This window comes from Janthinobacterium rivuli (assembly GCF_009208735.1).
Lineage (GTDB): Bacteria > Pseudomonadota > Gammaproteobacteria > Burkholderiales > Burkholderiaceae_D > Janthinobacterium.
The window spans coordinates 1-587 of the sequence record NZ_WFLJ01000059.1; the positions used below are offsets into that span (position 1 = coordinate 1).

A 587-nucleotide genomic window follows, 5' to 3' on the forward strand; every position below is an offset into this window, starting at 1 on the left:
GTGGCCGATCAATTGGTCGAAGCCTTGGTGCCGCGCATCGCGGCCTTAAAGATCACGCAAGGCATGGATCTGTCGGCCGAGATGGGACCGGTGGTGACGCAGGTGCACAAGGACAAGATCGCCGGCTACATCGCCACGGGCGTCAAGGAAGGCGCCAAGCTGGTGGCCGACGGGCGCGGTTTCGTCTTGCCCGGCCATGAAAAGGGCTTTTTCCTCGGCGGCAGCCTGTTCGACCACGTCACGCCGGAGATGACGATCTACAAGGAGGAAATCTTCGGCCCAGTCCTCTGCATCGTGCGCGTGCCCGATTTCGCCAGCGCGCTCGACCTCGTCAATGCGCACGAATACGGCAACGGCACGGCGATCTACACGCGCGACGGCAACACGGCGCGCGAATACACGCACCGCGTGCAGGTCGGCATGGTCGGCGTCAACGTGCCGATCCCCGTGCCGATGGCCTTCCACAGCTTCGGCGGCTGGAAGCGCAGCCTGTTCGGCGACCACCACGCGCATGGTCCGGAATCGGTGCGTTTCTATACCAGGCAGAAGGCCGTGACGCAGCGCTGGCCGGCCTCGACGGCGGCCGG

1 protein-coding gene is annotated in these 587 nt (G+C 65.2%); it reads left to right on the forward strand.

Annotated elements, in window-relative coordinates; genetic code table 11:
- Positions 1-587 (forward strand): aldehyde dehydrogenase family protein (locus tag GCN78_RS28890; RefSeq protein WP_152254748.1); only part of this gene is annotated, 587 nt, incomplete at both ends.